The 21,366-nt window shown below is 42.8% G+C and carries 20 protein-coding genes; 10 read left to right on the top strand and 10 right to left on the bottom strand.

What is annotated here, in order from left to right; genetic code table 11:
• Nucleotides 1-11 precede the first annotated feature (11 nt).
• The 3 genes from FTV18_RS05515 (at nt 12) to FTV18_RS05505 (ending at nt 4,467) form a co-directional block, all read left to right on the top strand.
• Nucleotides 12-1,247, top strand: a complete 1,236-nt coding sequence (locus tag FTV18_RS05515) for a lipoprotein-releasing ABC transporter permease subunit (protein WP_034170943.1) — start codon at nt 12-14, stop codon at nt 1,245-1,247.
• Nucleotides 1,240-1,923, top strand: a complete 684-nt coding sequence (gene lolD / locus FTV18_RS05510; RefSeq protein WP_159124049.1) for a lipoprotein-releasing ABC transporter ATP-binding protein LolD — start codon at nt 1,240-1,242, stop codon at nt 1,921-1,923. Before FTV18_RS05515 ends, lolD begins: the two co-directional genes overlap by 8 nt.
• An 84-nt stretch (nt 1,924-2,007) precedes the next feature.
• On the top strand, nt 2,008-4,467 hold the full coding sequence (locus FTV18_RS05505) for a DNA internalization-related competence protein ComEC/Rec2 (RefSeq protein WP_180016984.1): 2,460 nt from the start codon (nt 2,008-2,010) through the stop codon (nt 4,465-4,467).
• Here FTV18_RS05505 and FTV18_RS05500 read toward each other — a convergent pair.
• The gene (locus tag FTV18_RS05500; RefSeq protein ID WP_159124047.1) at nt 4,456-5,430 is read right to left on the bottom strand and encodes a lysophospholipid acyltransferase family protein; all 975 of its coding nucleotides are present in this window, start codon (nt 5,428-5,430) and stop codon (nt 4,456-4,458) included. The genes FTV18_RS05505 and FTV18_RS05500 overlap by 12 nt on opposite strands.
• A 127-nt stretch (nt 5,431-5,557) precedes the next feature.
• Here FTV18_RS05500 and sppA point away from each other — a divergent pair, with 127 nt between their 5' ends.
• Together sppA and FTV18_RS05490 are read left to right on the top strand one after the other, a co-directional pair.
• The gene (gene sppA / locus FTV18_RS05495; protein WP_004784634.1) at nt 5,558-6,580 is read left to right on the top strand and encodes a signal peptide peptidase SppA; all 1,023 of its coding nucleotides are present in this window, start codon (nt 5,558-5,560) and stop codon (nt 6,578-6,580) included.
• Complete coding sequence (locus FTV18_RS05490; RefSeq protein ID WP_180016982.1) at nt 6,577-7,380, top strand: alpha/beta fold hydrolase; 804 nt, start codon at nt 6,577-6,579, stop codon at nt 7,378-7,380. Before sppA ends, FTV18_RS05490 begins: the two co-directional genes overlap by 4 nt.
• Nucleotides 7,381-7,444: 64 nt before the next feature.
• Here the strand turns inward: FTV18_RS05490 and purN are convergent, their stop codons facing one another.
• Complete coding sequence (purN, locus tag FTV18_RS05485; RefSeq protein WP_159124045.1) at nt 7,445-8,074, bottom strand: phosphoribosylglycinamide formyltransferase; 630 nt, start codon at nt 8,072-8,074, stop codon at nt 7,445-7,447.
• Nucleotides 8,075-8,080: 6 nt separating this feature from the next.
• Nucleotides 8,081-9,151 carry a phosphoribosylformylglycinamidine cyclo-ligase gene (purM, locus tag FTV18_RS05480; RefSeq protein WP_159124044.1) on the bottom strand — a complete coding sequence of 357 codons (1,071 nt, stop codon included), beginning with the start codon at nt 9,149-9,151 and terminating at the stop codon, nt 8,081-8,083.
• Nucleotides 9,152-9,286: 135 nt separating this feature from the next.
• Between purM and cxpE the strand changes: the two genes are divergently transcribed.
• The 4 genes from cxpE (at nt 9,287) to FTV18_RS05460 (ending at nt 15,569) form a co-directional block, all read left to right on the top strand.
• Nucleotides 9,287-10,507 carry a chloramphenicol efflux transporter CxpE gene (gene cxpE / locus FTV18_RS05475; protein WP_159124043.1) on the top strand — a complete coding sequence of 407 codons (1,221 nt, stop codon included), beginning with the start codon at nt 9,287-9,289 and terminating at the stop codon, nt 10,505-10,507.
• A 15-nt stretch (nt 10,508-10,522) separates the two neighbouring features.
• Nucleotides 10,523-11,227: a DnaA regulatory inactivator Hda gene (hda, locus tag FTV18_RS05470; protein WP_159124042.1), complete on the top strand. Its 705-nt coding sequence runs from the start codon at nt 10,523-10,525 to the stop codon at nt 11,225-11,227.
• Nucleotides 11,228-11,348: 121 nt separating this feature from the next.
• A complete protein-coding gene (gene rbtA / locus FTV18_RS05465; RefSeq protein WP_159124041.1) occupies nt 11,349-13,148 on the top strand; it encodes a rhombotarget A in 1,800 nt (599 codons plus the stop codon).
• A gap of 9 nt (nt 13,149-13,157) precedes the next feature.
• Nucleotides 13,158-15,569, top strand: a complete 2,412-nt coding sequence (locus FTV18_RS05460) for a CSLREA domain-containing protein (RefSeq protein ID WP_166138761.1) — start codon at nt 13,158-13,160, stop codon at nt 15,567-15,569.
• Between the two features lie 50 nt (nt 15,570-15,619).
• Here the strand turns inward: FTV18_RS05460 and FTV18_RS05455 are convergent, their stop codons facing one another.
• The 5 genes from FTV18_RS05455 to FTV18_RS05435 all read right to left on the bottom strand — a co-directional run bounded on the left by FTV18_RS05455 (nt 15,620) and on the right by FTV18_RS05435 (nt 18,913).
• On the bottom strand, nt 15,620-16,027 hold the full coding sequence (locus FTV18_RS05455; protein ID WP_159124038.1) for a DUF3106 domain-containing protein: 408 nt from the start codon (nt 16,025-16,027) through the stop codon (nt 15,620-15,622).
• Nucleotides 16,017-16,334 carry a hypothetical protein gene (locus FTV18_RS05450; protein ID WP_004784617.1) on the bottom strand — a complete coding sequence of 106 codons (318 nt, stop codon included), beginning with the start codon at nt 16,332-16,334 and terminating at the stop codon, nt 16,017-16,019. The genes FTV18_RS05455 and FTV18_RS05450 overlap by 11 nt, the downstream gene beginning before the upstream one ends.
• Nucleotides 16,331-16,945, bottom strand: coding sequence for an RNA polymerase sigma factor (locus FTV18_RS05445; RefSeq protein WP_159124054.1), 615 nt, complete (start codon nt 16,943-16,945; stop codon nt 16,331-16,333). The genes FTV18_RS05450 and FTV18_RS05445 overlap by 4 nt, the downstream gene beginning before the upstream one ends.
• A 167-nt stretch (nt 16,946-17,112) precedes the next feature.
• Nucleotides 17,113-17,889 carry an RNA methyltransferase gene (locus tag FTV18_RS05440; protein ID WP_159124036.1) on the bottom strand — a complete coding sequence of 259 codons (777 nt, stop codon included), beginning with the start codon at nt 17,887-17,889 and terminating at the stop codon, nt 17,113-17,115.
• A gap of 49 nt (nt 17,890-17,938) precedes the next feature.
• Nucleotides 17,939-18,913, bottom strand: a complete 975-nt coding sequence (locus tag FTV18_RS05435) for a class 1 fructose-bisphosphatase (RefSeq protein ID WP_159124035.1) — start codon at nt 18,911-18,913, stop codon at nt 17,939-17,941.
• A 183-nt stretch (nt 18,914-19,096) separates the two neighbouring features.
• On the opposite strand from FTV18_RS05435, the gene FTV18_RS05430 reads away from it, so the two are divergent.
• On the top strand, nt 19,097-19,282 hold the full coding sequence (locus FTV18_RS05430; protein WP_159124034.1) for an NF038105 family protein: 186 nt from the start codon (nt 19,097-19,099) through the stop codon (nt 19,280-19,282).
• Between the two features lie 90 nt (nt 19,283-19,372).
• Here the strand turns inward: FTV18_RS05430 and pal are convergent, their stop codons facing one another.
• Complete coding sequence (gene pal / locus FTV18_RS05425; RefSeq protein WP_180016980.1) at nt 19,373-19,945, bottom strand: peptidoglycan-associated lipoprotein Pal; 573 nt, start codon at nt 19,943-19,945, stop codon at nt 19,373-19,375.
• 55 nt (nt 19,946-20,000) lie between these two features.
• Nucleotides 20,001-21,284 carry a Tol-Pal system beta propeller repeat protein TolB gene (gene tolB / locus FTV18_RS05420; RefSeq protein ID WP_171505601.1) on the bottom strand — a complete coding sequence of 428 codons (1,284 nt, stop codon included), beginning with the start codon at nt 21,282-21,284 and terminating at the stop codon, nt 20,001-20,003.
• Nucleotides 21,285-21,366: the final 82 nt, after the last annotated feature.

Raw genomic sequence — 21,366 nt, 5'->3', positions numbered from 1 at the left:
ACTAGATGGTTATGTTCAAACCAATCTCGCTGTATATAGGGTTGAAATATACTCGCGCACGGCGTAGTAACCACTTCATTTCTTTTATCGCATTGGTCTCAATGATCGGTCTCACGCTCGGTGTAGCAGTCCTCATTACAGTTTTGTCTGTCATGAATGGTTTTGACCGAGAGTTGAAAAATCGCGTCTTGGGGATGGTTCCTCAAGCCACTGTTTCTTCGACGCAAATTCTAACAAATTGGCCTGAACTTGCAAAGCAGATTGAGCGGCATGAACACGTTCAAGGTGTGGCTCCTTTTACCCAGTTACAGGGGATGCTCACGGCTCAAGGGCAAGTTGCCGGAATTATGGTCAGCGGAATTGAACCAAAGTATGAGAAGAAAGTTTCGATCATCCAGAACCATATGGTCGAGGGTAGTATTGATAACCTGAAAAAAGGTGAATTTGGGATTGTTTTAGGCAAACAGATGGCAGATGCCATGGGCGTAGGCTTGAACGATAATATTACCTTGGTTCTACCTGAAGCGACGCCTTCACCAGCGGGTGTTGTGCCACGTTTTAAACGCTTTAAAGTGGTTGGGATCTTCAGCATTGGTGCAGAAGTTGATTCGATGATGGGTTATATTGCCTTGAACGATGCTTCAACCTTGTTACGTCTGCCAGATGGTGCACAAGGCGTACGTATGAAGCTGGATGACATTTTCGCAGCGCCTCAGGTTTCTCAGGAAATTGTGCGTGATTTACCGGGTAACTTCTATGCCTCTGACTGGACTTATACCCACGGTAATCTGTTCAGCGCAATTCAGATGGAAAAAGCAATGGTCAGCTTATTATTATTCCTGATTGTCCTGGTCGCAGCATTTAATATCGTGTCTTCACTGGTAATGGTGGTCACAGATAAAAAATCCGACATCGCAATTTTACGTACTTTGGGTGCTTCACCTGCCACGATTACCCGAATCTTTATGGTTCAAGGTACTGTGATCGGCGTAATCGGAACTTGTGCGGGTGCCATTCTCGGGATTATTGCCGCCACCAGTATTAGTAGTTTTATTGGCTGGTTAAACAATTCACTTGGCCTGAATATGTTTGATGCTTACTTCATCAACTATTTACCTTCTTATCTGCGCTGGCAGGATGTGGTCGTGATTGTAGGTTTGTCACTTGCCTTAAGTTTCCTAGCCACTATTTATCCAGCATTCCGTGCTGCTAAAATTCAACCGGCGGAGGCATTGCGTTATGAGTAATCTGGTTCTGGATGCCCAAAATATCGAGAAATCTTTTACAGATGGAAAATCTACGGTTGATGTGATCAAAGGGATTTCATTGCAGGTAAAGGCCGGGGAATTTGTTTCTATTGTCGGTTCAAGTGGTTCCGGTAAAAGTACCTTGTTGCATATTCTGGGAGGATTGGATCGTCCTTCTGCCGGACAAGTGATGGTCAATGGCCGCCGTTTTGACAATTTATCTGAAGCAGAACGCGGCTATGTCCGTAATGAAAATTTGGGCTTTGTATATCAATTCCACCATTTATTGCCAGAGTTTACTGCACTAGAAAATGTCGCGATGCCTTTAATGCTTCGTAAAAACGTCAAGTTTAAAGAGGCTAAACAGCAGGCAGAATACTTACTGGAGCGTGTTGGATTAACCCATCGTTTAACCCATCAACCGGGCGAACTTTCAGGGGGCGAGCGTCAGCGTGTAGCACTGGCTCGTGCCGTGGTGACCAAGCCGAAGTTAATGATGGCAGATGAGCCAACAGGTAACTTGGACCGTAAAACAGCCGATAAAATCTTTGAGTTGCTGACTGAATTACGTAGTGAATTCAATATGGCCATGTTAATTGTGACCCATGATGAACAATTGGCACATTCGGCAGACCGGATTCTACATATGCGTGATGGTCTATGGATGAATGACTAATTACAGAAATAATCTTCTTTAATTGAAGCTCACTTCGGTGGGCTTTATTATTGCCTGAAAATAATAATAAAAAAGAAAATCTTCATGTTGCAATGGCTGTGTCTGGGCTGGATTTTAGGCCTTGCCAGTATGGGAAAATCTTTTCTGAATATTGAGTTGAATTCAATCTCAGTGATATTTCTTGCTGTGCTCTTTTATTTCTGTAGTTCCAAGCTCAATACTGTTCTGAAAAAGCCCTTACATAAAGGATTGCTGGTAAGTACCTGTATTCTACTCGGGACATTTTTGGGATATGGTTATGCCAATCAACAGCTCAGCCAACGGCTATTGAATGTCGAGCATGAAGTACTGCAGAAAGACATTATCGTTTATGTCAAACGCTTGAATAAACTCGGTGAACAATCCATCCAGCAGCCTTTGGAAGTATTAAACCTCGATGGACGCACCGTAACCTGGATGGGTTTTCTACCTAAAACCTCATCGAATACTTCACAACTATCAGCGAATCATGAAAATAATGCACTTGAACTGGGGCATTATTACCGGCTGCAAGGGCAGGTACGTCCTAATCACAGTTATGCAACGCCCGGTGCTTTTGATGCTGAAAAATGGGCACTGCAACAGAATATGATGGCAGGTTTCCGGATCAAACAGATAGAGCAACTTGATTCAGCTACTGTTTCTACACTGGGGTATAGTCAGTTTATTCGAGAGCAAAGAGCTTTAACTCAGCAATTTCTACTTTGGGTAGAGAAGAAGCGGCTGCAATTAAGAGAGTTCATAGCAAGGCAACCTGTACAAAATAAAGGTTTGCTTCTGGCTTTGCTCACCGGAGATGAAAGCCTTTTAAATCCTGCAACTGAACAGCAATTTCGACGTATGGGTATGAGTCACTTACTGGCGATTTCCGGACCACATGTGCTGATCTTTGCCCTGATGGTCTGTGCCATGCTTCGGCTACTCGTCGCACGAAGTATGCCTCAGCTTTATCTAAGATGGACACGCCAGTATTTTCTGGCTTTACCTTTTCTGTTTTGTGTGGTGCTGTACTGTGCCTTTGTGGGTTTTGAAATCCCGGCAATCCGCACTCTGCTGATCTGTATGATTGGTGTCATCCTCATGCTGCTTCGACAAAATCTGCAGGCTTTAAAACTACTGATTCTGAGCGCCGCCTTACTGTTATTCATTGATCCCTTTAGTATCTTGTCCGCGGCTTTCTGGCTATCCTATGGGGCCTGTTTTGTATTGCTCAGAATTTATCAGACCATTCAACAGCGACCATCCGAGCAAAATCAGACAGCAATACAAAAACTGTATTTTGCAGCTAAAGTGCTAGTGGAATCACAGTGGAAAATCTTTCTCGCTTTATTTCCTTTAATGATGCTGTTTTTTAAGCAGATTGCCTGGATCACACCGTTCAGCAATTTGGTCGCAATTCCCTGGATCGGTCTTTTGATTGTACCGATCGATATTCTGGCAGCAATTCTCTTTTTTATCGCTGAACCGGTCTCAAGCATGCTATTTCAGCTTAATGATCTGTTGCTGAATATCCTGTTGGGCTTCTTAAATCTGCTGGATCACTGGTTTAAACCGCAGTTAATTCCAGTTGCAATGAATCACTGGATGATTGGGCTATGTATTCTGTCTTTGCTGATTTTATTCTTACCACGTGGAGTATTACCAAAATCCTGGATAGCTGTCGCGGCGGTACCAGTTTGTGTTCCTCAATTTAATCATCCGCCATTTCAGCTTTCGGTGCTGGACGTTGGGCAAGGGCAGGCGATATTCCTTCGTTATGGAACTCATAACATGATGATCGATATGGGTGGTTATTATGATGAGGAAAAATTTAGTATTGGGAAGCAGGTAATCATGCCATTTCTGTCGGTACAAGGTGTTTCTCAACTGGAGCAGGTGATTTTAACGCATCTGGATCAGGACCATAGTGGTGCTTATCACAGCATTAAAGAGCAGCTCAAGATTAAGAATATCTATGCCAATGAAGTGACCGAAACTGCAGCCTCTTCAAACTTTCAATTATGTTATCAGGGACAGCGGTGGCAATGGCAGAATGATGTGCAGATTAAGGTCATTGCACCAAAACTAGAACAATTAAATACTGCTAATTTCAATAAAAATGACCTGTCTTGTGTAGTGTATTTGCAGCTCAAAGATGTCTGGCCTTATCAGAATTTTCTGCTGATGGGAGATGCAGGTTGGCAGACTGAATATCAGTTACTCAAAGACTACCCCGATTTAAAAGTGGATGTCTTGGTCTTAGGCCATCATGGCAGTCAGCACAGTTCAGCTTATCAATTCTTGCAGCACTATCGTCCTAAACTGGCGATTGCGTCTGCTGGAAAATTTAATCGTTACGGGCATCCAAGTCAGTTGACTCAACAGCGTCTCAAAGAATTGGATATTCCTCTATTGACTACAGCAGAGCATGGCAGCCTGCATTTTCATCAGCAAGGAACTCAAATCATTCTAGAAACTGAAAGAAGTCGCTGGAAATGGTTACAAAAACAAAATCTAACTGACTGATTCTAGAGATGGTTCAACAGCAGCCAGATTAGAAGTTCTTAACTGGTTCACTTTGGACAAAGCTTGGTTATGATCAAGCTTATAAATATTTCCCAGATCTTCGTGAGCTCTAAAGCGTTTATAGCTCCAGTGATAATGTTCAGGATGACGCTGAATCAGGTTTTCAATCGTGTTGATGATGATGCCTGTACCTTGATTAGCATCTCCCTGATAAATTTTTTCATCTATGGCCTCGATATGAATATCAAAGCCAGCATCCTCATTACGCAGGGCATAAAGAAACAGCGCACGGGCTTTGGTTTTCTGGATCAGCTTGGCACTCAGGTTGCTGGTGGCCAAAGGAACGCCAAAGTAAGGAATATATTCACCGCCAACGTTGGGTGTATGATCCGGCAGAATGACAGTGGTGCCACCTTGCTTCAAGGCCTTGAAAATTTGTCTTACACCAGACTCATCTGTCGGCACCAGATTGGCCTGTTCGCGGCTGCGTGCTGCACGAACAAATTGATCCGCTGCCTGATTTTTTACAGGTTTATACATGATGGTCATTGAAGTGAATTGCGCAACATAGGCATTCATGATTTCCCAAGTGCCAAAGTGCGGCACAATCAGTACCAGACCTTTATTTTGTGCCAAGGCATCATGCAGTAAATCTTCGCCTATAACCTTATGCACTCTCTCAATATTTTTCTGATTACTCGAACCCCAAATACTGAAAAATTCGAAATAAGACATCAGTTCATTGCGAATCGCGGCACGGGTAATCCGTTCTCTTTCCTGTGTCGACAGTTCAGACAAACTGATCTCAAGGTTCAGGCGAATTACATCAGAAGTTTTAGAAACTTTAAAAATATTAACGATTAAGGCAAGAATACGCGCAATCCATCGGGAAACTGAAAGCGGTTGGCGGCTAATATATTTGAGTAAACCGTAAGCTGAATTCTTTGAGCTGCGTTCAGTCATTGAGTTGTAATATTGATAAAATAAAAAAGAATAGCACTTATTATAGGCGAAAACGGTTTCTTTAGACAGAATTACCCTTTTCGGTGTATATAATGGGTTCAATATAAATTAATTTATTGGATTATTTATGTCCGATTGGCCACCAAAACCTGAAAATCAAATACAAAATACGCAACAACCAGTTCAACCGACTGGCCCAGAATGGAAACTGCTGGAAAAAGCGGTTTTAGCTTCAGTAGAAGAGCAACGACGGGCACGTCGCTGGGGGATCTTCTTTAAATTTCTGACCTTCGCTTATCTGCTGGTTGTCATTCTTGCGCTGGGTAAAGGCTGTAGCATGAGTGCTTCTGATCCAAGTGCAGGCGCAGGTGCACACATTGCTGTGGTTGATATTATTGGCACGATTGCCGCAGACAAGCAAAGCGTAAACAGTAGCAATACCATCAAATCACTCAAAAAAGCCTTTGAAAACAAGCAAAGTAAGGCTGTCGTTTTAAATATTAATTCACCGGGTGGTTCACCAGTCCAGTCAGATGAAATCTGGCAGGAAATCCAGTATCTGAAAAAACAGTATCCTGAGAAAAAACTCTATGCCGTGATTGGTGATACAGGGGCTTCTGGTGCTTACTATATTGCATCCGCTGCAGATGAAATCATTGTCAATCCATCGAGTCTGGTCGGTTCAATTGGTGTGATCATGCCGAACTATGGTGTGAATAACCTGCTGCAAAAACTTGGAGTTGAAGACCGCACCATGACTTCAGGTGAAAATAAAGCTTTGCTGTCCATGACACAGCCGGTTGATCCTGCGCAAAAAGCGCATGTACAAGGTGTGCTGGATAATGTGCATGGTCACTTTATTAATGCTGTAAAGCAGGGACGTGGAGCGAAATTAAAATCGACTGATCCTGCTATTTTCTCAGGTCTGTTCTGGACCGGTGAACAGGCGGTGAAATTGGGTATTGCAGATCGTATTGGTAGTTTAAATACTTTGAAGCGTGAACTAAAAACTGAAAAAGCTTTAAATTACACCATTGAATATAGTCCATTTGAGTCAGTACTAGGTCGTATGGGTTCATCGATTGGTGAAGGAATTGCAACTTCAGTGGCACAGAAACTTCAGTCAGAAAATAAAACGACATTACAATGAAACCCTTGATTCATTTTGCACACGCCAATGGCGTACCATCTAAAGTCTATCAAAAGCTGTTTGAGGGACTGCAAGATGATTACGATATTATCTATGTGCCGTTATTAGGGCCTGATAAGCGTTATCCGATTGATAATCACTGGAAAAGTCTGACTCAGCAGGTGATTGATAGTATCGTGCGTCAGTCTCATGGACGTCCGGTAATTGGTTTGGGGCATTCATTAGGTTCAGTCCTGAGTTTTCAGGCCTCCCTACAGCGTCCGGAAATTTTTTCGCAAATGATTATGCTTGATCCGCCGATGATCATGGGCAAAGAAGCCTTGGCGTTGCATATTGCAAAAACTTTTCGCTTAAAAGCACTGGACCAGATGTCACCTGCAGGTTTGTCGAAACGCCGTCGTGATCATTGGGAGTCTCGGGAACAGGCAGCTGAACTGCTACGACCGAAAGGCTTTTATCAGGATTTTGATGCAGATTGCTTCCAGGCTTATATTGACTATGCCTTAAAGGATGATCCGGTTCGAGGTGGAGTTGAACTCACCATTCCTAAAATGGATGAAGTGAATATCTTTAGAACCAATCCATCGCTATGGTGGTTACCTCAGGCAAAACCAAAAGTACCAGTACATCTGGTGGTTGCCAAGAAAGGTCCATTTTTGGCGCGCAGATTTCCGCAGCAAGTGCAAAAGAAATTTGGCATTCCATTTACAGTAGTAGATGGTGGGCATATGTTCCCATTAGAGCAGCCTGAGCAAGTAGCGAGTCTGGTCAAACAACTGATTCAGCAACAGTCTGCTTAAAGTTCATCTCATCTAAAGAAATAAAAAAACGCATCCGAGGATGCGTTTTTTTATATTTGGACTTTTAGAATTTGCAGAATTGAACGGGTTCTTGCATTTTTGCATTATGGTACAACACACCTTGTTCAGTATGCTGAATTGTCCCATTACAAATCCATTCTACCACTTGTGGGTAAATCAGATGTTCCAGTATATGTACCCGCTGAGCTAAAGTGTGAGTCGTATCTTGATGCGATACTTTTAATACACCCTGTGCTAAGGCTTGGCCGGCATCCAGTTCGGGGGTGACATAATGCACTGTACAACCATGCAGAACATCACCAGTATTCAGGACGCGCTGATGGGTATGCATGCCTTTGTAATGTGGCAAAAGAGAAGGGTGAATATTCAGCATTTTCCCTTCCCAGGCTTTCACAAATTTTTCACTTAAAATTCGCATAAAGCCCGCAAGTACCACTAGATCAACATCCCAGTCCAGAAGCTGCTGATGCATGACATCATCAAAAGCTTCCCGGCTTGGATACTGCTTATGTTCAATGACTGCGGTCGGAATTCCTGCTTTATGAGCGCGCTCTAAAGCAAATGCTTCAGGCTTGTTGGAAAGCACCCCGACAATTTCTCCTGACAGATTGGCATCAATCAGGGCTTGCAGGTTCGATCCACTGCCTGAAACAAGTACAGCAATTTTAATCATGCGAAATTACGCGAAGATCACACGGATTTTTTCGTCAGCGCCTTCTACAGACTCGGCATTATCTGCAATATGACCCATGGTCCATGCTTTCTCACCCAAACCGTTGAGTAACTCTACAGTTTTGTCTGCTTCGGCTGCATCAACAACAAGAACCATACCTACGCCACAGTTAAAGGTACGATACATTTCAAACTGTTCTACACCGCCTTCGCGTTGAAGGAGTTTGAACAGCTCAGGCCATTCCCAAGAAGATTCATTTACGACTGCTTGAGCACCGTTTGGTAATACGCGAGGCAGGTTGCCTGGCAAACCGCCACCCGTGATGTGTGCCATCGCATGTACATCAACCTGTTTTAGCAGTTCAAGAATAGATTTCACATAAATGCGTGTTGGTTCCATTGCAACATCAGCAAGTGGACGACCATCAACGATTTGATTCAGGTCAACATTTTTAACTTCAAGAATTTTACGAAGCAACGAATAACCGTTTGAGTGTGCACCAGAAGATGCAACACCAATAAGTACATCACCCGCTTTTACTTTAGAGCCATCAATAATTTTGCTTTGCTCAACTACACCGACACAGAAGCCTGCAAGATCGTAATCTTCACCTTCGTACATGCCTGGCATTTCAGCAGTTTCACCACCAACCAGTGCACAGCCTGCAAGTTCACAGCCAGCACCGATTCCTGTTACGACATTTGCAGCCACGTCCACATTTAGGTGACCAGTCGCATAATAGTCCAAGAAGAAGAGTGGTTCAGCACCACAAACGAGAAGGTCGTTCACACACATTGCAACCAGATCTTGACCAATGGTGTCATGACGGTTCAAATTCAGTGCCAGACGTAATTTTGTACCAACACCATCTGTGCCTGATACGAGAACAGGTTCTTCATAACCTTTAGGGATCTTACAAAGGGCGCCGAAACCGCCTAATCCGCCCATTACTTCAGGACGTTTAGTACGCTTAGCGACGGACTTGATTCGGTCGACTAACGCGTCTCCCGCTTCAATATCGACACCTGCATCTTTGTAGCTTAAACCAGTGTTTGGGGTAGAAGTTGAGTTGCTCATAATGAAGTCTCCGCATTCGCGCGGGGGATTATAACCTGAATATGCAAAACTCTTATGGTATTTATGCCCTAAAATGCTATCTTTATTAAAATATTTTACTTTTTATAACGATTAATAGAGAGAAGGCGAAACTTTATGGTAGATCGCACATTGCGTCGCGTGTTTATCCTAGCTGGGATAGCTTTGTTGTTGTGGATTCTATATTTACTAAAACCCGTTGTAATTCCATTTGTTGCAGCGTTTTTAATGGCTTATCTGTTCAGCCCGCTGGTAGATAAACTGCACGATATCGGTCTGCCGCGTTGGCTCTCTATTAGTATCGTTTTTACTGGAATCGGGATCGTTATGATCCTGGCGATCTGGTATCTGGTGCCGTTGATCTGGCAGCAGCTGATTTATGCGCGTGACAATATACCTGCGGTCATTGGCTGGATTAATTCAACCTTTTTGCCATGGTTGTCGAATACCTTCAATGTCGTTGAAATGGAAATTGATACCACACAGATTTCTGATGTGGTCATGGACTATGTGCAAACCAATTATAGTGCTGACAGTATTCAGGCCTTCCTGCTACGCCTTGCACAATCTGGAATTAACTTCTTGCAGATTGGCGGTACGATTGTCCTGATTCCAATTATTGCATTCTATTTCCTGCTGGATTGGGATCGTATGCTGGAAAGCTTGCGTCGCCTGATTCCACGCCCTTATGAAGAAAGCACCTTAAGAATTGTAGGTGAATGCCACAGTGTGCTGGGCGCCTTTGTCAAAGGACAGTTTCTGGTGATGATTCTGCTGGGAATTGTTTATGCAGTGGGCTTACAACTGATTGGTCTTGAAGTCGGTTTGATTATCGGTATGGTGGCAGGCCTGGCCAGTATTATTCCTTATCTGGGCTTTGCTGTCGGTATTATTGCGGCTGTGATTGCAACTTTCCTGCAGTTTGGGATTGACTGGTGGCAACTGGTTCTGGTTGGTGTGGTCTTTATGGTCGGTCAGGCGGTAGAAGGTTATGTACTGCAACCATTCCTGCTTGGCGATAAAATTGGCTTATCACCAGTAGCAGTTGTATTTGCGGTACTGGCGGGTGCTCAACTGGCGGGTTTCATGGGAATGCTGATTGCTCTCCCAGTTGCAGCGGTAATTGTGGTTCTGCTCAGACATGCACGTGAATATTATGAATGCACATCATTTTATGGAAATCAGGCAGTCGTCATGAATGATCCGGCTACAGGTTCCATAAGCGTAGAAACTTCAGACTTAGATGTTGATATTGAAATGAAAAAGTCAGAAGCAAAACCACTGCAAGAGGGAGAGAAATCAAGTAAGATGGATGTACCTCTTCATAAAGACTCATAAGGCCATCAGAATCATATGCGTCAATTGCAGCTAGATATAGAACCTCAACTCGATGCTCGAATTAGTGATTTTTCGGGCCCGGGATGGGGGCATGTAATTGATGCAGTCCGACAGCTGCATGCAGGCCTAATCAGCCGCTTTTATGTGTATGGCGGAGCTGGAACAGGGAAAAGTCACTTACTCTCTGCCATTTGTGATTCTTATCTGGAAATCGGTAAGACTGCTATACAGGTGTCTTTGCTGGAGCTTCTGGATGCGCCTACTGAAGCGATTACTTCGCTGGACCGGTTTGACCTGATCGCACTGGATGATATTGAAGCCATTAGTGGGGTTCCACACTGGCAACGCGCCGTTTTTCACTTGATTAATTATAATGATGAAGGCGGTGGTCAGCTGGTATTTTCTTCCCGTTTTGCACCCATTGAGTTAAAGCTTGAATTGCCCGATTTGCAGTCCCGACTCACGCAGGCAGTTAGTGTCCGTGTCCCAAATGGCAGTCTTTATGCGGACCGATTTGCCTTGGTATCCTCGGTATTGGACCGACGCGGTATTCATCTTGATCCACAGATTTTTGATTATTTGCTAAATCACGGACCACATCAAACTTCCGTGCTTTTACAAACATTAGAACAGATTATTCAATTACTTAAAGGCGAAAAGCTGAAGGTCAGCAATGCTAACCTGCGGCAGATTTATGCATTAATTGATGAATATCGTTAAATTATAAAACATCTTGAGTAATTACTCAGTCTATGCGAAAGTAAGGCAAAATAATTCGCTGTTGCAAGGAAGATGCAACTTTAGAAGAAAAAGAAAGAAATAAAAAATTAAGGAGAAGGGTATGCTCAAGAAGAGCATAGGCATGGCTTTGCTATGTATGGCGGGGCAGGCATATAGTGCAGAAATTATTGTAACTACCACAGAAGATATTGAAAAAGATGACAAGGAATGTTCACTTCGAGAAGCTGTTGAATATGTGAATCGTGGCCTGGCTAAAGAAGGTTATATGGGCTGTGGTGGCGAAAATGCTATTGGCACCATTATCTTAAAAGAAAAAACGACCTATGTACTGAATAAGCATATCCCGATCAAGAAATCAGTAACGATTAAATCTATCGCAGAAGTAGATGGTGAATTTAGTAGTACCGATAAGGTAATGGGGTTATATAACGCTCATATTCAAATGAAAGGGACAGATAATCTCTTCCGTATTAGCAATGATGAAGAGCTGATTCAAGTCAATTTAAAAGAACTCGACCTTGAAGGTTGCGGTAAAAGCAGCTGTGCCGAACAAGGTGGCCTAATTCATAATAAAGGTAAATTGGTGATTGATTACAGCCGCTTATACAAGGGAGCTGCGAGTCAAGGTGGTGCCATTTATAATGTGGGGAAATTTGGCCAGAATCTGATTGCTTTTGCCGAAATAAAAACCAGCCTGATTGAAAATAATCAGGCGCAACAGGGTGGCATACTCTATAGCCAGCTTCCATACTTTCTGGTTTATCAAAGCGTTTTAAAGAATAACCAGACGCTGAATAATAATGCTACCAATATTTATACAGCGGGCCAAGTCGATAATCCTGCCGATATTCAATCCATTAATGCTGAAGTCCTAAGCAGTACCCTGTTAAAAAATAAGGGAGCACTGATCAATGTGATTGATGGAGTGGGAATCAATAACCTGACAATAGTGGACAATACAGGTACAGCACTACGTATTAGTGCCCCGAATGGTAAAGCCTATGTGGCGAACAGTATTATTTTAAGAAATGGTACGCAGGATTGTCAGATTGAAACTACGGATAAAAGTACGATTCACAATAACCTGGTAACAGCATCTTGTGGTACAGGTGATGCTGCGTATCCAAACCAGATCTGGACAGGTACTCGCTTGTTTGCAGAGGCTTCAGATCAAAGTGAAGGTGTTTGTCTAAATTTAAAACAAAATAGCGATGCTATTCTATGTCCTTATAGCGTTCCTAAAGATCAGTTCTTGGGCTATCTACGTCCTCGTATCCTGTTGAATTATAATCAGGTTAGTGATTCACCGATTGTAAATAGAGGGACTAGCTACAATAGCAGCAATCCTTCAGTCAGCTGTGAGGCGTCAGACCAACGCGGTGTAGACCGTTTACTAGATAACTTATTTTGTGACCGTGGTGCGATTGAAATTACAGTTCCAACATCTACCAGTCTGGTTGGACAGGATCTTCTAAAAGGAGAGACTGCAAAGTTTTCAATTGAATCTGCTTTAGGAGATAGTGATTTAATTCCTAAAGAGCAATGCAATAACATTATTGGAGAGAATCCAAAGGGTGAGCCTTGGCAAGATGGCTGCTTACAGGTTATCCAAACCAAAACTGTTTCCAAGGGCAAAACAGTCATTGATATTGATGGGAATGTTGTTTATACCCCAGATTCACAATGGCATGGTGCTGACATTTTTGAAATTCAGGTAGTTACTTCCTCTACACGCTTTAATAAGTCCAAACCTTATCTGGTTTTAAGTACCCAGATTGTACAGGAACCTAAAAATGAAATGAAAGACAAGTCTGTGAAGACCTCGGGTGGGGCATGGGGGATTGCTGGCTTAATGGGCTTGATAGGGTTGATCGGCCTACGTCGCAGATTAAAAGATTAAGGAAAAATCATGAAAAATTATAAAAAAGGACTGCTTGCAGCCATGATTTTATCTGCCATGAGTTTAATGGCAGCCGAAGATAAAACCATATATGTCACTACATTTGCTGACGAGGACGGGGAAAATACCAGTGCCTGTTCCTTGCGTGAAGCCATTAAGACAGCCAAGCTGGATAAATCCTATGGAGGATGCAATGTTGGCCGTACATTGCGTAATGATGGTTCCGCTCCAGATGTCATCCAACTCGAAGCTGGGGAATACAAACTCAATAGTGAAATTATTGTTGAATCCCATGTCAATATTTTTGGAAAATCACCCTTCAATTATACTCAAAGAAGTCCTATTACCTTTTTATATCCAACACGTGAGGCTTTAACAACCACCATTTCAGGCCAAGGGAAAACCCGCTTATTTAATACGGTCGCTAGCCAAGCCAGCATGGTGGTAAATGGTGTCATCCTGAAAGATGGTTATGCTGCAAAAACCAGTCTGGATAAAGGTAATGGTGGAACATTTTATGTCGCCGGTCCTCTAAGCCTCGTGAATAGTGAAATTGTAAATTCACGAGCGGCTGCAGAAGGGGGAGCAATTTATGCAGTGGCGATGAATAATGAAAAAGTTATCAGGATTCAGGATTCCTTAATTCATCAGAATAAAGCAGCTACATATGGCAGTGTCTTGGCTATGGATTGTGTGGGGAATTTGGGCAGTACAGAGACCAAGCTAGAAATTAGCGCAAGCAGCATTGTCAAAAATGGTTCTACTGATACGGCCAGTATTCTGGACTTCTGTGGTTATGCCAAAGCTGATATTAGTAACTCTACGATTGCAAAAAATACGACCAGTACTACAGGTCATATTTTCCGAATGGCTAATGAAATCAGCCGTCCATTAAGTTCTTTCTTCACTTTTAGTGCCATTAATAACACGATTGTCGAAAATACTGCTCGCTCTACCATCTTTTATGACAATACTGGTAATTCGAGTCTGGCTTATAACGTGTTGGCCTTTAACCAGGGCTTGTCTTGTGAATATGCCTTGAATGGTGGGAATCCAAGTAAAGAACAAGGTGTAGATTTATTTACTGCTTATAATGCGATTCATACAAGTGGTTCCTCACGCTGTATATTACCTGAACTGGCAGAAAACAGTGTTTCAACGAATATTGATGTATCCAGTAATCAGATCACAGATCTATTAACTGCTTATATCGAACCTTCTGTAAATAACCGTTATTTAGGGATGTATTATCCTATTGATCGACAATCGAATACGGATCTGGTCAATATCGGTACAGAAAGTTGTGAAGAAACTGATCAGCGTGGAATTGAGCGGTTGACTAAGGCAACCTTATTATTTAATCCGGACGCAAAAAATTCCTGTGAAATTGGGTCAGTAGAAATCCGGCGCTTAACTGCAGCAGATATTTCTGGCCTAAAAAATAGTTCTTTAACAGAGTTGCTGGATTATTATCAGGAAAATATTGATGATATTAATTCTATTCTGGCCGATAAGAATACAAAACCTGAGGAAATACAGGGCTTAAAGGAAGAGCTAAAAGAATATGAGGATCTTTTAAAATATACCAAGCAATACCAGAAATATCGTGCCATATACGTTAATCCATTTAGTTTGGTCATGCCTCAAGAAACTTTAAATAATACTCAAGTACAAGCTAAAGCATTAAATTCACAAAATTATGAAATTACAGTGCAATCTTTAGGTGTAGGGTCTTTATCTGGATCAGGCAGTTCATTAATTGTTCAAGGTGCGCCGAATGACCCAAATTTAAAATGTGAATGGAAGCCTGACTTAAACCGTATCATGATGTATCGTACTGATGGCAAAGTAACCAGTCTCTCGGATACGGAGTATTGCCGTTATACAATTAAAGACAAGCAGACAGGTGCCAGCAGTACAGGTATTTTGCAGGGCGCATTTGTAAATATTAAACCGATTGTAAAAAATGATGAATATAGAATTAGCGCAGAGAACAATCTGACCGTAACTGTGAATCCATTAGAGAATGACAGCGATGATGGTGATGGTCCACGGATGAATGGCAAGGCTGCTTTCTATCGTGATAAAGATGGTCGTGAGATTCCAATTCGCATTGTCAAGCTTCCTGCCGGAGTAAACCTTTCCGCAGAGCGAGAAGGACCATGCCCAGGAAATTTTGCAGGTGAAACCTGCTATGGTGGAAAATTAACCTTTAGTGTGAAAAATACTTTTAGTCAGTCAGATTATGATATGCAGTATCATGTTTTTGATGCAGATGAGTTGATGTCAGATACAGCTAGAATTAACTTAAAAAATACGGCTAAAAATACCAATACATCATCAAGTGGTGGTGGTTCATTTGGAATTTGGGGATTGTTCGGATTATTAGGTCTGGCAGGATATCGCCGAGTTAGAAAATAATTGCAGCATGAAAAAAGCCTCCAGATGGAGGCTTTTTTATTTAACTTAAATTAATGAGTTTTAGGTTGAGTGAGTTGCTGGTATTTCTGGATATATTCTTCACGGATCGCCAGTCGTTCTTCTGGTGTTGCTTTTTGCATCCGTGCCCCTAACTCCTTACGTTCCTGGCTGCTCATCATTTGCCAGGTTTCACGCATACGCTGCTTTTCAGCTTCAGGAAGCTGGGTGAACCAATCCATGCGTTGCTGTAAATTAATACGTTGCTGTTCAGGCATTTCTTTTAAGGACTGATAACGTTTAATTAATGCCAGTTGCTCGGAATCAGAAAGTGTATCCCAGGTTTCGTTGACCTGCGTATTGGCATCTTTGGAAAAAATCCAAAAACGTTCAAATCCCGCAAAGCTGGTTTGCAGGAAGCTGAATGCACAAAATGCAATTGCTAATCTTTTAGCTGCCATGTGGAACTTTGTCCTCACCTAAAACCATTAACATTTCCAGATCTTCAAGCATCTGTGGGGAGAGTTTGGGGGTAGATACTGCCTGAGTCTGAGGTTCGTTATGGCTGACAATATTCGGTAGCACTACCACGCCAGCAATCGCAGCAGCCAGAGCAAAGCCAGACATTTTTAGAAATGCAAAGCGTGAATGTTGTGCGTCCTGAATATGCTCCAGCACATGATTCATCACCACCGGTTTATCCTTGTGGTGCTGTGCCAGTCCATCAAGTTTGGAAGTTACTTGCTTTAAGAAATCATCTTGCTTCATTCGGATGATCCTCCCAGATATGGATTTAAGTGTGCTAGAGAGGCACGTAGACCTTGAATAGCACGGTGATAATGGGTTTTCACACTGCCTTCTGTACAGTTCATAATTTGCGCTGTAGTTTGAGTATCAAAGCCTTCCCAGGCTCTGAGCATAAATGCTTGCTGCTGACGCACAGGTAATTTGGCAATCGCCTCCTGAATTTCTTCAGCAGTTACTGCCTGATCCAGAAATTCTAAAGGTGAGGGCGTAGATTCATCTACCAGATTGTCAAATTCGACTTCGTCGTCATCAAGGCTGACTTTTTTGAAAAAGGAAAAGGGCTGGTTGCGACGTGCTTCTTTACGACGCCAATCCTGTAATTTGTTATTCAGAATCGTATAGAACAGGGGATACCACTCTTCAGTGCTTTTCTCTGCATAAGATTTATGCAAAGCAATAAAAGCTTCCTGAACCAGATCCATTGCGATCCCATGTTGTCCTTGAGTCGCACTTTCCATCATCACCAAAGCACGCCCAGTCACGTCCTGCATGAAATTTTTCAGGCGAGACTCTGCCGTACTCTTTAGAATACTCGCATCTTGTGACTGCAACGGTTTCGGTGCTAAATCCATAGAGATGGAAAATCCTGTCATTGGATACCCACCATTATTCCCAAGTTCATGTGCATATAACGTTGGGAATAACGATTTGGTTGACAATAAAACTTATTATTTTTGTAGTGTAATCTATTTTATAAATACACTGACTGGAATTAAAACAATGTAACCTAAATACCGTATTAGATACGTTGACGCACCATCTCAAAGAAACAGATAGAGCCTGCAATGGCAACATTCAGGGATTCCTGTCCACCTGGCTGTGGAATAGTCACCGCTTCGGCATGTTGCAGGGCATAGTCAGATACGCCTTGACCTTCATTGCCCAGAATCCAGACGCAGGCTTTACGCAAGTCTTTACTGTACAGGCTGCTAGAACGATGTGAGCTGGTGACATATACCGGAATCTTGAATTGCGGTAAAAGGTCTTCCAGTGCGATATTTTCAAAAGTTTGCAAAGAAAAATGCGCGCCCATACCTGCACGTAATACCCGTGGTGACCAAAGAGATGCTGAACCCTTAGTACAAATGACCTGATCAATACCGGCAGCTGCTGCTGAACGTAGCAGGGTGCCAACATTACCGGGATCCTGCACATTTTCAAGGATCAGAGTGTCAGCCGTAAAATCAAGTGCCTGGCTTGAGCTTGGAATATCGACAATCGCCATACATGCAATCGAAGTGCCTAAGGTACTCAGGTCCTTATAAAGCGATTCACCAATGACAAAGACCACACCGGTATATTTGTTTAAAATAATGTCGAAATCAGGATGCGCTAAAGCATGTTCAGTCGTGAAGATCGAATTGATTTTCTTGTTTTCATGTAACCATGCAAGACACAGGTGCGTGCCTTCAAGCACAGTCTGTCCTTGTTTTTTTCGATAAGAATTCTGTTCAATTAAACCGCGTAAGTGTTTAATTTTAGGATTGTCTTTGGATTCAAGGAAGATGGTTGGCATAAGAAGAAAGTCCACGGCAGTCAATCAAAGATCAACTGCCGTTTAAAAATTAGTGGTGGTAGCTGGTCACAAGCTCAACTTCATTTTTTGAGCCAATGATGACAGGAACACGTTGATGCAGATTTGTAGGTTCGATTTCAAGAATGCGGACACGACCAGTCGTTGATGCACCGCCAGCCTGTTCCATCAGCATACTCATTGGATTGGCTTCATACATTAAACGTAAACGACCTGCTTTAGTTGGGTCTTTTAAGTCGTATGGGTACATGAAGATCCCGCTACGGCACAGAATACGGTGAATATCGCCGACCATACAAGCGACCCAGCGCATATTGAAATCTTTGGCGCGAGGACCTGTTTTACCTGCCAGCAATTCATCGATATAACGCTGTACAGGCGCTTCCCAGTGACGCTGGTTCGATGCATTGATTGCATATTCTTTAGTATCAGCAGCTACCTGAATCGCTTCAGAAGTCAACAGAAACTCTTGAGTTTCAGGATCGAAAGTGAAGAATACCACACCGGCACCCACAGTCAGTGCCATCATGGTTGATGGGCCATACAGCACATAACCAGCAGCAACCTGATTGACACCAGCCTGCATGAAGTCTTCTGCCTGAGTTACACTATTTTTTGCAGGAAGAATTGAAAAGATGGTACCCACACACATGTTGATATCAATATTGCTTGAACCATCAAGTGGATCGAACAATACTAGATATTGACCATTTTCCTGAGCTGAAGTGAATTCATCCAGTTCTTCAGACGCTAAACCGCCTACATGTGGATGTACTTTTAATGCATCAATCAGATAATCATTAGAAATCACATCCAGTTTCTTCTGCTCTTCGCCTTGAACATTTTCATGTTGAGCACTACCTAATACACCCGCTAGAGCACCTTTTTGCAGGAGTTGGTCAATACGCTTGCAGGTATTTCCAATTGTTTCAATTACTTGTGCAAGTTCAGGTGTGAGGTTCCCGCTTTGTTGTTGTAGAAATTGGGATAAGGTGCGGTATGACATAAGGGAAAAACTCCAAGACTTATAATCGGGGAAAAAAGATCAAAACGATATACGGCTATATTTTAGAGGAGAACGTCCGAAAAGGACAATTAAACTGAATTATTTGTTGTGATTTTGCCCTTGCAACTCCTGTGGAAAGTGCTATGTTGAATCAAAGGAAAAAATGATCATAGGAGCACAGAGATGACAACATTAAAGTTTGATGCGACTCCAACGCCGAGCGAAGCGATTAATCTCGATGAAATTTCTGAAGACAAGATGAAAGAAGCGTGGAAGGATTACGAAGCAAAACCTGAATATAAAAAATTCAATAAACACGACATGATTGAATCCATGCAAACTGCAGAAGAAGGTGAAGGCAAAGAGTAATTTTATTCTTTGATCTTTCAAATATCCCTCTAATAAAAAAGCACTCGATTGAGTGCTTTTTTATGAATGATGTATTATTTAAATGATCACTTATTTTAGTAGTGGTGGAACAGCTTCGTAGTTGATTTCTACACGGCGGTTTTCTTTCCACGCACTTTCATCATGGCCAGGATTAACTGGCATTTCTTTACCATAGCTCACTGCTTCAAGTTGGCCTGCATTTACACCAGAAGTGATCAGGAAACTTTCTACTGCTTTGGCACGACGTTCACCAAGCGCCATGTTGTATTCACGTGTACCGCGTTCATCTGTATGGCCTGTCAGAGCTACACGAGAATTGGCATTTGCCATCAGGAACTGGGCATGTGCTTGCAGAGTACGGATATCGTCATTGCTCAGTTCACTGCTGTCATAGTCAAAGTGAACTACACGTTTAGCTAAATAAGCCTTATTTTCCGCAGTTACACCTTTAGCAGATGCACCGTCCATATTTTGAGCACTTAAAGCTGCATCTTCACTTAGACCTTCAGTGTTTACAGTGGTGGTGCCACTGGTATCCAGGTTGCCAGTTTGGACTTCAGCTGCTGGTTTACGGCTGGCACAACCAGTCATTACGACTGCAGCTGCAAGTAAAGGAAGTGCAAATAATTTTACTTTGTTCATTCTTCATCTCCATGAAGGTTGATTATGGGGTAAAGCATTTATAAATATTGAACTATTATTTTGGTGCCCAAGCAGGTTCGCGGACTTCACCTGTTTCACTTGGCAAATTCATGCGGAACCGGCCATCGAGAGACATAATGGATAACAATCCACGGTTACCTTCGCGAGTGGCATAGACCACCATCTGACCATTTGGCGAGAAGCTAGGTGATTCATCCAGGCTGGTTGGCGTCAGGATATTGGTCACACCTGAGCTAATATCTTGTACAGCCACTTTATAGTTACTGCCACTTGGACGATGAACCAATGCAAGTTTCTTACCATCTGCACTTAAGGTCGCGCGGGCATTAAATGCGCCACGGAAAGTCAGACGTTTAGTACTTTCATTATTGAAATCATAGCGGTAAATCTGCGGAGAACCACCACGATCTGAAGTAAAGATAAATGATTTTCCATCTGGTGCATAACGTGCTTCTGTATCAATTGCGCTATCGTTAGTCATGCGTTTTAACTGGCGTGTTTCCAGATTCATCTGATAGATTTCCGGGTTGCCGTGCATAGATGCAGTGAACAGCATGCTCTTGCCATCTGGAGAGAAGCTTGGCGCACCGTTTAAACCACGGAAGCTGGCCAGCTTTTCACGTTGACCAGTCGCCAGATCCTGTACATAAATGGCCGGACGTTTGGTCTCAAAAGACACATATGCAATTTTTTTCGCGTCCGGTGTCCAGGCAGGTGACAGGATTGGATCACGCGAAGTCAAAATGGTCTTTGGCTGTTCACCATCCGTATCGGCAATCTGTAAGGTATAACGCTGCTCAGGCGTTGCCGGGTTACGTAAGACATAAGCAATACGGCCAGTGAAATCTCCCGGAATACCGGTTAATGCCTGATAGATGGCATCACTGATCATATGGGCTGCCTGACGGGTACGTGAAGCAGGAACAGTCAGCAACTCATTCAGTAAGTATTGACGTTTTTCGACATCATACAATTGATACTGAATGCTATAAGAACCATCCGGATTGGTCTTGGATGAACCGGTCACCACATAGGGTACGCCTGCAGCTGCCCAAGCTTCAGCATTTGGCGAATTTAGTTGTGCTGTAGCAGGTAAATTCTTCGAGGCACTGGCAAATTTACCAGAACGATTCAGGTCATTTTCCACCACCGGATAAATACTCTGATCCTGGCTAAAAGGCACAATGGCAATTTTAGGAGCAGCTTCAGGAGCTTTGGTAATTTCCAGATGCAGTTGGGCCTGAGACTGGGTCGCAGTGACCGCACCCAAAGTGGTCATGATTGCAAGGCAGAGTAGGTGTTTGCGTGTCTTTTCCATCATTCGTTATTTACTCAAATCAACGGAGTTATTTATAAGTGATTGGGCTACATCATCGCATGGATTTATGCGAAATAGACCA

The organism is Acinetobacter sp. YH12241, assembly GCF_013417535.1.
Lineage (GTDB): Bacteria > Pseudomonadota > Gammaproteobacteria > Pseudomonadales > Moraxellaceae > Acinetobacter.
The sequence above is the reverse complement of the archived record's forward strand: the minus strand, read 5'-3'. Positions and strand labels throughout refer to the sequence as shown.

Bases quoted from the DNA above. Each gene is read 5' to 3' on its own strand.
- FTV18_RS05450 (WP_004784617.1), bottom strand. From the start codon at position 16,334: ATGAAGCAAGATGATTTCTTAAAGCAAGTAACTTCCAAACTTGATGGA.
- FTV18_RS05455 (WP_159124038.1), bottom strand. From the start codon at position 16,027: ATGGCAGCTAAAAGATTAGCAATTGCATTTTGTGCATTCAGCTTCCTG.
- tolB (WP_171505601.1), bottom strand. From the start codon at position 21,284: ATGGAAAAGACACGCAAACACCTACTCTGCCTTGCAATCATGACCACT.
- FTV18_RS05490 (WP_180016982.1), top strand. From the start codon at position 6,577: ATGAAACCCTTGATTCATTTTGCACACGCCAATGGCGTACCATCTAAA.
- FTV18_RS05515 (WP_034170943.1), top strand. From the start codon at position 12: ATGTTCAAACCAATCTCGCTGTATATAGGGTTGAAATATACTCGCGCA.
- FTV18_RS05500 (WP_159124047.1), bottom strand. From the start codon at position 5,430: ATGACTGAACGCAGCTCAAAGAATTCAGCTTACGGTTTACTCAAATAT.
- rbtA (WP_159124041.1), top strand. From the start codon at position 11,349: ATGCTCAAGAAGAGCATAGGCATGGCTTTGCTATGTATGGCGGGGCAG.
- FTV18_RS05440 (WP_159124036.1), bottom strand. From the start codon at position 17,889: ATGCCAACCATCTTCCTTGAATCCAAAGACAATCCTAAAATTAAACAC.
- purM (WP_159124044.1), bottom strand. From the start codon at position 9,151: ATGAGCAACTCAACTTCTACCCCAAACACTGGTTTAAGCTACAAAGAT.
- cxpE (WP_159124043.1), top strand. From the start codon at position 9,287: ATGGTAGATCGCACATTGCGTCGCGTGTTTATCCTAGCTGGGATAGCT.
- FTV18_RS05430 (WP_159124034.1), top strand. From the start codon at position 19,097: ATGACAACATTAAAGTTTGATGCGACTCCAACGCCGAGCGAAGCGATT.
- sppA (WP_004784634.1), top strand. From the start codon at position 5,558: ATGTCCGATTGGCCACCAAAACCTGAAAATCAAATACAAAATACGCAA.
- FTV18_RS05445 (WP_159124054.1), bottom strand. From the start codon at position 16,945: ATGGATTTAGCACCGAAACCGTTGCAGTCACAAGATGCGAGTATTCTA.
- FTV18_RS05505 (WP_180016984.1), top strand. From the start codon at position 2,008: ATGTTGCAATGGCTGTGTCTGGGCTGGATTTTAGGCCTTGCCAGTATG.
- pal (WP_180016980.1), bottom strand. From the start codon at position 19,945: ATGAACAAAGTAAAATTATTTGCACTTCCTTTACTTGCAGCTGCAGTC.
- purN (WP_159124045.1), bottom strand. From the start codon at position 8,074: ATGATTAAAATTGCTGTACTTGTTTCAGGCAGTGGATCGAACCTGCAA.
- FTV18_RS05460 (WP_166138761.1), top strand. From the start codon at position 13,158: ATGAAAAATTATAAAAAAGGACTGCTTGCAGCCATGATTTTATCTGCC.
- FTV18_RS05435 (WP_159124035.1), bottom strand. From the start codon at position 18,913: ATGTCATACCGCACCTTATCCCAATTTCTACAACAACAAAGCGGGAAC.
- hda (WP_159124042.1), top strand. From the start codon at position 10,523: ATGCGTCAATTGCAGCTAGATATAGAACCTCAACTCGATGCTCGAATT.
- lolD (WP_159124049.1), top strand. From the start codon at position 1,240: ATGAGTAATCTGGTTCTGGATGCCCAAAATATCGAGAAATCTTTTACA.